This is a genomic window from Pseudomonas persica (assembly GCF_900291015.1).
Classification (GTDB): Bacteria; Pseudomonadota; Gammaproteobacteria; order Pseudomonadales; family Pseudomonadaceae; genus Aquipseudomonas.
In genome coordinates this window covers 1-410 of the sequence record NZ_OLKL01000074.1, presented here as the reverse complement: position 1 = coordinate 410, position 410 = coordinate 1, and the positions used below count along the sequence as shown (strand labels likewise).

The following is a 410-nucleotide window of genomic DNA, read 5'->3' as shown; positions in this document are numbered from 1 at the left end:
GCCGTGGCGTTGACCACGGTGCCATCGGGCAGCGGCGTGGTCGGGGTGTAGGTCCAGTTGCCACTGCTATCGGCCGTCGCCTGACCGATCGGATTACCACTGCCGTCGGTGAGGGTCACTGTGCTGTTCGGCTCGGCGGTGCCGCTGAGGCTGCTGCCGTCGCTCAGGTTGATGATCGGCGCGGCTGGGGAGATGGCATCAACGGTGGTGCTGCCCTGCCCGCTGGTGTTGCCAGCTGGATCGGTCGCCGTAGCGTTGACCACCGTGCCGTTGGCCAGCGGTGTGGCTGGAGTGAAGCTCCAGTTGCCGCTGCCGTCGGCGGTGGTCTGGCCGATCGGGTTGCCGCCACCGTCGGTGAGGATGACCGTTGCGCCGGCTTCGGCAGTACCGCTGATTTCCATGCCATTGCT

Annotated in this window: 1 protein-coding gene; it reads right to left on the bottom strand. The window is 67.1% G+C overall.

Going from position 1 to position 410, the window contains the following annotated elements:
• Positions 1-410, bottom strand: a 410-nt coding sequence (locus FQ664_RS25755; RefSeq protein WP_144175820.1) for an Ig-like domain-containing protein, incomplete at both ends; no start/stop codon positions are given.